A 7,315-nucleotide genomic window follows, 5' to 3' on the forward strand; every position below is an offset into this window, starting at 1 on the left:
CTACCGCGTTCCCGTCTCCTCAACACCTCACATCAGGGTGGGAACACCATGCAAACAGGAGACCAGATCGTCCAGAGTCTGCCGTGGAAGTGGAGCGTCCAAGGCAAGATCTTCATCATCGGCGGCCTCGGCTACATGTTCGACGCCTGGGACGTCGCGCTCAACGGCTTCCTCACGCCACTGCTCGGCAAGGAGTTCGGCCTGTCGGTCGGCGAGAAGGGCCTGGTGGCGACCGCCAACCTCATCGGCATGGCCGTCGGAGCCGTCCTGTGGGGCACGATCGCCGACCGGCTGGGCCGCAAGCGCGCCTTCAGCCTGACCCTGCTCATCTTCGCGCTCTTCTCCGTCCTCGGCGCCCTGGCCCCGAACTACGGCGTCTTCCTCGTGCTGCGCTTCGTGGCGGGGGTCGGCCTGGGCGGCTGCATTCCCGTCGACTACGCGCTGGTGGGCGAGTTCTCGCCGAGCCGGCTGCGCGGCAAGATCCTCGCCGCCATGGACGTCTGGTGGCCGATCGGCGCGACCCTGTGCGGCGTGGTCGCCCTCGTGCTCGAGCCGGTGCAGGGCAACTGGCGCTGGATGCTCACCGTGATGGTCCTTCCCGCGCTGCTGCTGTTCTGGGTGCGCCGTGGCGTTCCCGAATCGCCCCTCTACCTGGCCAAGGCCGGTCGCGAGCAGGAGGCGCGCGAGATCATCGACGATCTCGTCGCCCGGACGGGCGCCCGTGCCGAGCCGTACGTCATCGAGGCCCCCGCCGAGGACGGCGCCGGCTCACGGGGGGTGCGGGCGGTGCTCGACCAGCTCCGCCAGGTCTGGAGCTTCAGCCCGCGGGTGACCTCCGTCGCCTGGCTGCTGTTCATCACCGTGATGACGGTGTACTACGTGGCGCTGAGCTGGATGCCCACGATTCTCAAGGAGGAGGGCTACACCGACTACGCGGCCTTCGCCAAGACCACGCTGATGACGGCGGTGGGCATCGTCGGCGTCCTGGTCTCCGCGTGGCTGGTCGAGGCCGTCGGCCGCAAGTGGGTGATCGGAGTGTCGGCGCCGGTGGCCGCGGCCGCGCTCGTGGGCTTCGCGCTGTTCCTGGACCTCAAGACCGCCGCGCTGGTGTGGCTGGGCGTCTTCGGCTTCTTCATCCAGGTCGCCATCCCGGTGCTGTACGCCTACGTCGCCGAGCTGTACCCGACACCCATCAGGGCCAGCGGGTTCGGCTGGGCCTCGTCGGCCAGCCGGGTGACCTCCGGCTTCATCCCACTGATCTTCGGCGGGTTGCTGTGGCCCCTGCTGGGCCTGACCCTGACGTTCGCCGTCCTCGGCGCCGTGATGCTGGCGGTCGTCCTGTGGATGGCCTTCGCCGCGCCGGAGACCAAGGGCAGGGAACTGGACCACATCACCGGCCGCGCCGACGACGCGGCGAAGGTGGGGACGTGATGAAGCCGGCGCCGTTCGCCTACCACCGCGCGAGGGACGTCGCGGGAGCGGTCGCCCTGCTCGCCGAGCTGGGCGAGGACGCCAAGTACATCGCGGGCGGCCAGAGCCTGGTGGCGATGATGAACTTCCGCCTGGCCCGCCCCTCGCACCTGGTCGATCTCAACGGCCTGCGCGGCGAGCTGGCCTACATCAGGAGTGAGGACGGCGCGCTGCGCGTCGGCGCGCTGACCACCCACCACCAGGTGGAGACCGCGCCGCTCGGCCGGGACTTCGCCGTGCTGGGCGACGCCATGGAGTGGATCGGCCACCTGCCGATCCGGACGCGCGGCACCGTCGGCGGCAGTCTCGCCCACAGCGACGCGACCGCCGAGTGGTGCCTGCTCGCGGTCCTGCTGGGCGCCGAGGTCGTGGTCCACGGGCCAGGAGGGCTGCGGCGCGTTCCCGCCGAGGACCTGTTCCTCGGCTTCTTCACCACGGCGCTGGAGCCGGAAGAGATGATCATAGAGGTGGTCTTCCCCCGGCCCGCGCCGCACGCCGCGCTGGCCGAGCACGCCGAGCGGCGGGGCGACTTCGCCGTCGTGGCCGCCGCCGTCGACCTGGACGCGCGACGCGTCGTCCTCGGCGGGGTGGCCCCCGTGCCGCTGCGGGTCCCCGAGGCGGAGGCCGTGCTCGCCGGCGGCGGGACGTTCGCCGAATGCGCCGAGGCGGCCGCGGCGGCCATCGACCCGCCCTCGGACGCGAACGGCAGCGCCGGCTACCGCAGGGCCCTGACCAGGACCCTGATCGTCCGAGCCTGTGAGGAGGCGATGCCACGATGAGCTGGGTCGGGAGATCGGCCGCCCGGCGGGAGGATCCGCGGCTGCTGACGGGGAACGGGCGGTTCGTCGATGACATCCACCTTCCCCGCATGCTGCACGCGCAGTTCGTCCGCAGCACGATCGCCCACGGCACCGTGACAGGAATCGACCTGTCCGGAACGCTCGCCGTGCCGGGGGTCGTCGCCGCGTTCACCGCCGCCGACCTGCAGGTCGGGGACGTCACCGCCGTCCTCGACCGGCCCCTGTCGGAGTTCGTGCCCACCGCGATGCCGGTGCTCGCCAGGGACCGGGTCCGCTACGTCGGGGAGCCGATCGCCATCGTGCTCGCCGAGGACCCCTACTCCGTCGAGGACGGCCTGGAGGCCGCCAGAGTGACGTACGAGACGCGCACGCCGGTGCTCTCCGACGAGCAGGCGCTCGCCGGTGGCGCGCCGCTCGTGCACGACGCGGCGGCGGCCAACACGCTGGTGGACGTGTCGATGTTCGCGACACCCGGCATCGACGACGTCTTCGCCGCCGCGCACCGCGTGGTCCGCGTACGGTCCAGGACGGGCCGGCAGAACGCGCTGCCGCTGGAGACCAGGGGCAGCGTCGCGACGTGGGACGCGCGTGAGGAACAGCTCCTCGTGCACACCTGCACCCAGGTCCCGCACCAGGTCCGCACGGTGATGGCCGAGTGCCTGGGTCTCGCGGAGCGCGCCGTACGGGTCGTGGTGCCCGACATGGGCGGCGGTTTCGGGCAGAAATGCGTCGTCGGACGGGAGGAGATCGCCGTGGGGGCCGCGGCGCTGCGGCTGCGTCGCCCGGTGAAGTGGATCGAGGACCGCAGGGACGCCCTCACGGCCTCGTTCCTGGCCCGCGAGCAGCGCTACGACGTGCGCGGCGCCTTCGACGCGGACGGCAGGATCCTGGCTCTCGACGCCGACGTGGTGTGCGACATGGGCGCCTACTCCTGTTACCCGTTCACCGCCGGCATCGAGCCGCTGATGGCGTCGGCGGAGATGCCGGGCGTCTACCGCGTGCCCGCCTACCGGGTGCGCGGCAGGGCCGTCACGACCAACAAGGCGCCGTCGGCTCCGTACCGGGGCGTCAGCAGACCCCAGTTCGTCATGGTCATGGAACGGATCTTCGAGCGGGCGGCCCGCGAACTCGATCTGGATCCCGTCGAGATCCGGCGGCGGAACCTGATCACCGAGTTCCCCTACACCGGGATCAACGACGTCACCTACGACCCCGGCTCCTACCTGGAGTCGCTCGACCTCTGTGAGCGGACGCTGAGGGAGGAGGGCTGGTACGAGCGGAAGGAGCAGGCGGCCGGGGAGGGACGCTTCCTCGGCATCGGCTACTCCTGCTTCAGCGAGCGCACCGGCTACGGCTCCGGCGCCTTCGCCAAGCGCAAGATGGCCGTGGTGCCGGGCTTCGACCTCGCCGAGATCAGGATGGACCTCACAGGGGCCGTCACCGTGACGACGGGGACGATGAGCCACGGGCAGAGCCACGAGACCACGCTGGCCCAGATCGTCGCCGACCGGCTCTGCCTGGACCTCACCCAGGTCAAGATCCATCAGGGCGATACCGACCGGATCACCTACGGATTCGGCACGTTCGCCAGCCGCTCGGCCACCATCGGGGGCAGCGCCGTGGCGCGCGCGGCGACCAAGCTGGCCGACCGGCTCCTGCACCTGGGCGCGCACCTGCTGGAGACGACGCGCGACAACGTGGAACTGCACGGCGGGCACGTGCGCAGGCTCGACGACCAAGGGCGGGCCGTTGCGTACCAGGAGCTGGCCGACGTCGCCTACCTGAAGGCCAACCTGCTCCCCAAGGACGCCGAGCCGGGCCTGACGGCGAGCGCGTCGTTCGATGTGCACGGGGACGGGACGTTCTCCAACGCCGCGCACGGCGTCGTCGTGGAACTGCACCCGGGGACGGGACGGGTGGAGTTCCTGCGCTACGTCTGCGTGGAGGACTGCGGGGTCGCCATCAACCCCCAGGTCGTCGAGGGACAGTGCCGCGGCGGCATCGCCCAGGGCATCGCGGGGGCGCTGTTCGAGGAGGTGACCTACGACGCGCAGGGCGAGCCGTCGTGCGCGAGCTTCATCGACTACAAGGTGCCCACCGCCAACGAGATCCCTGACATCGAGATCCATCACCTGGAGACCCCGTGCGCGTTCACCGAGAGCGGGGCGAAGGGCGCGGGAGAGGGCGGCACGATCGGCGCCCCCGCCGCGGTGCTCAACGCCGTGAACGACGCGCTCCGGCCCACCGGGGTGGAGCTCGACGACACACCCATCCGGCCCGAGACGGTACAGCGGGCGATCGGAGCGAAGGTATGACGGAGAAACTGCTGATCAGCCTGACCGTGAACGGGACGCGGCACGACGATCTGGTCGTGGAGTCCCGGCACACGCTGGTCGACGTGCTGCGGCACCACCTCGGCCTCACCGGCACGCATGTCGGATGCGAGCACGGCGTCTGCGGCGCCTGCACGGTCCTGCTCGACGGCGCCCCGGTGCGCTCGTGCCTGATCTTCGCCGCCCAGGCCGAGGGCCAGGAGATCCGCACGGTCGAGACGCTGGCCCGAGACGGTGAGTTGAACGACCTGCAGCAGGCGTTCTCGGCCCATCACGGCCTGCAGTGCGGGTTCTGCACGCCCGGCTTCCTGATGCTCGCCGAGGGCTTCCTCGCCGAGCGTCCCGAAGCGACGAGAGAGGAGATCCGCGAACTCGTGTCCGCCAACCTGTGCCGGTGCACCGGCTACCAGACCATCGTCGACGCGATCGAGTCCTGCGCCAGAGGGCGGCGCGACGTGGGGGAAGGCCGATGATCCTGGACAACGAGATCACGGTGAACGCGTCGCCGGACGACGTCTTCGCCCTGATCAACGACGTGGAACGGGTCGTGACGTGCCTGCCGGGCGCGGCGCTCGACGGCCGTGACGGAGACGCCTACCGCGGCGGCGTCAAGGTCAAGGTCGGTCCCATCACCGCCGCGTACGCGGGAACCGTGCGGTTCCTGGAGGTCGACCCCGGCGCCCGGCGGCTGCGGCTGCAGGGAAGGGGCGCCGACACGCACGGGAGCGGCGACGCCGAGGCCGAGGTGGTCCTCACGGTGGAGGAGGCGCCCGGCGGCGCGGTGCTGCGGGTGAGGACCGACCTGCTGATCCGAGGGAAGATCGTCCAGTTCGGCAAGGGCGCGATCGTCACCGTCTCCGACAAGCTGCTGAGGCAGTTCGCGGGGAACCTCGCGCGCCTCATCGAGGCCGACCGCTCCGGCGGCCCGAGACCGGCCGACGCGGCCGCGACCGTCCAGGCACCGCAACCGGCACCGCAATCGGCACCGCAACCAGCACCGCGACCGGCGGCGGAACTGGATGCGCTGTCGATGCTGGTGCCGCCGGGCGCCGCCAAATACGTGCCGATCGCCGCCGCCTTCGCACTCGGCCTGTTCCAGGGCTGGCTGCTCGGCAAGGTCGGCGCCCAGGCCAAGATCATCAAGGAGCTGCGCCGTGGCTAGCGGCATGTACGGCGAGCCGACCGACGACACGTACGCGCACGCCGGGTTCGGCGCACCGGCGCGCAGGGGCGAGCGCCCGGCGATCGTCGTCGTGGACCTGACCAACGGCTTCACCGACCCCGCCTACCCGTCGGGCGCCGACCTGTCGGACGTGGTCGCCGCCACCGCCAGGCTCATCGAGCACGGTCGCGCCGCCGGCGTGCCGGTCGTCTTCACCACCATCGCCTACACGCAGGCCGAGGCCGACGGCGACATGGTGACCTGGCTGCACAAGGCTCCGGGCATGCGCGCGATGCGCGAGGGCAGCCCCGCGGTCGCGATCGACGAGCGGCTGCCGCGCCGCCCGGACGACGCCCTGGTGGTGAAGAAGGGCGCCTCGGCGTTCTTCGGCACCGGCCTCGCCTCGATCCTGACCGGCCTCGGCCGCGACACGGTCCTGGTCTGCGGCGCCACCACCAGCGGCTGTGTACGGGCGACCGCCGTGGACGCCGTCCAGTCCGGTTTCACCGTGCTGGTGCCGCGTGAGTGCGTCGGCGACCGCGCCGCAGGCCCGCACGAGGCGAGCCTCTTCGACATCCACGCCAAGTACGGCGACGTCATCGACCTCGCGGAGGCCGTCGACTACCTCGCCGAAGGAGTCGCCCTCGATGTCTGAACGCACCCTCACCCAGCCGGCCCTGGCCGACCTCGCCGCGGTGCCCGCGCGGAGCCGGTGGGCCCGCTCGGGCCCGATCCGGCTGCACGTCCTCGACTACGGCGGCGACGGCGTGCCCCTGCTCGTCCTGCCGGGGATCACCAGCCCGGCGATCGCCATGGACTTCGTCGCGCGCGAGCTGACCGGCCTGGTCCGCCCCGTCGTCATGGACGTGCGCGGCCGCGGACTCTCCGACGACGGCCCCTCCTACACGCTGGAGGACTACGCCGCCGACACCGAGGCGGTGCTCGCGGGCCTGGGGCTCGAAGGCGCCGTGCTGCTGGGCCACTCGATGGGGGCGCGGATCGCGGGCCTGACGGCGGCCAGGGGTAACGTCGCGCTGCGGGGGACGGTGCTCGCGGACCCGCCGATGAGCGGCCCGCGGCGCGGGCCGTATCCGACCACGCTCGCGGCGTTCCAGAGCCAGCTCCGGCAGGCGCGGCGCGGGACGGACGCCGACGAGGTGGCCGGATCCTGGCCTCGCTGGCCGCGGCGCGAGCAGGAACTGAGGGCGCGCTGGCTGGCCAGTTGCGGCGACGAGGCCGTCGCGCAGACGCACCGGGGTTTCGAGAGCGAGGACTTCTTCGACTTCTGGCCGTCGGTGCCCGCGCCGACGTTCCTGGTGTACGGCGCGCTCAGCCCGGTGGTGACCGCTCTCGGAGCGCAGGAGGCGGCCAGGACGAACGCCGCCGCGCGCCTGGTCGAGGTCCCCGACGCGGGGCACATGCTCTTCTGGGACAACCCGCGGGATGGCCTGGGAGCCGTTCGCGACATCCTGCGCGAACTGCTCGCAATCAGGATCTGACAGGGCGCCGGGCGCAGGCGGGGGGGGGGGGGGGGGGGGGGGGGGGGGGGG

General features: G+C 71.9%; 7 protein-coding genes. All 7 read left to right on the forward strand.

Annotated features, from left to right (window positions below; all coding sequences use genetic code 11):
• Positions 1-48: 48 nt before the first annotated feature.
• The 7 genes from AC3EO4_RS47445 to AC3EO4_RS47475 are packed head-to-tail and all read left to right on the forward strand — an operon-like array spanning position 49 to position 7,264.
• Entirely contained in the window at positions 49-1,431 is a 1,383-nt protein-coding gene (locus AC3EO4_RS47445; RefSeq protein ID WP_431902615.1) for an MFS transporter, read from the forward strand.
• Positions 1,431-2,249 carry an FAD binding domain-containing protein gene (locus tag AC3EO4_RS47450; protein ID WP_431902620.1) on the forward strand — a complete coding sequence of 273 codons (819 nt, stop codon included), beginning with the start codon at positions 1,431-1,433 and terminating at the stop codon, positions 2,247-2,249. Before AC3EO4_RS47445 ends, AC3EO4_RS47450 begins: the two co-directional genes overlap by 1 nt.
• Complete coding sequence (locus tag AC3EO4_RS47455) at positions 2,246-4,585, forward strand: xanthine dehydrogenase family protein molybdopterin-binding subunit (RefSeq protein ID WP_431902616.1); 2,340 nt, start codon at positions 2,246-2,248, stop codon at positions 4,583-4,585. Before AC3EO4_RS47450 ends, AC3EO4_RS47455 begins: the two co-directional genes overlap by 4 nt.
• On the forward strand, positions 4,582-5,076 hold the full coding sequence (locus tag AC3EO4_RS47460) for a (2Fe-2S)-binding protein (protein ID WP_431902617.1): 495 nt from the start codon (positions 4,582-4,584) through the stop codon (positions 5,074-5,076). The genes AC3EO4_RS47455 and AC3EO4_RS47460 overlap by 4 nt, the downstream gene beginning before the upstream one ends.
• Positions 5,073-5,765: an SRPBCC family protein gene (locus AC3EO4_RS47465; protein ID WP_379577456.1), complete on the forward strand. Its 693-nt coding sequence runs from the start codon at positions 5,073-5,075 to the stop codon at positions 5,763-5,765. Before AC3EO4_RS47460 ends, AC3EO4_RS47465 begins: the two co-directional genes overlap by 4 nt.
• On the forward strand, positions 5,758-6,420 hold the full coding sequence (locus tag AC3EO4_RS47470) for an isochorismatase family protein (RefSeq protein ID WP_379577458.1): 663 nt from the start codon (positions 5,758-5,760) through the stop codon (positions 6,418-6,420). Before AC3EO4_RS47465 ends, AC3EO4_RS47470 begins: the two co-directional genes overlap by 8 nt.
• The gene (locus tag AC3EO4_RS47475; protein WP_379577460.1) at positions 6,413-7,264 is read left to right on the forward strand and encodes an alpha/beta fold hydrolase; all 852 of its coding nucleotides are present in this window, start codon (positions 6,413-6,415) and stop codon (positions 7,262-7,264) included. Before AC3EO4_RS47470 ends, AC3EO4_RS47475 begins: the two co-directional genes overlap by 8 nt.
• Positions 7,265-7,315: the final 51 nt, after the last annotated feature.

The sequence above is a fragment of the Nonomuraea sp. bgisy101 genome, assembly GCF_057708945.1.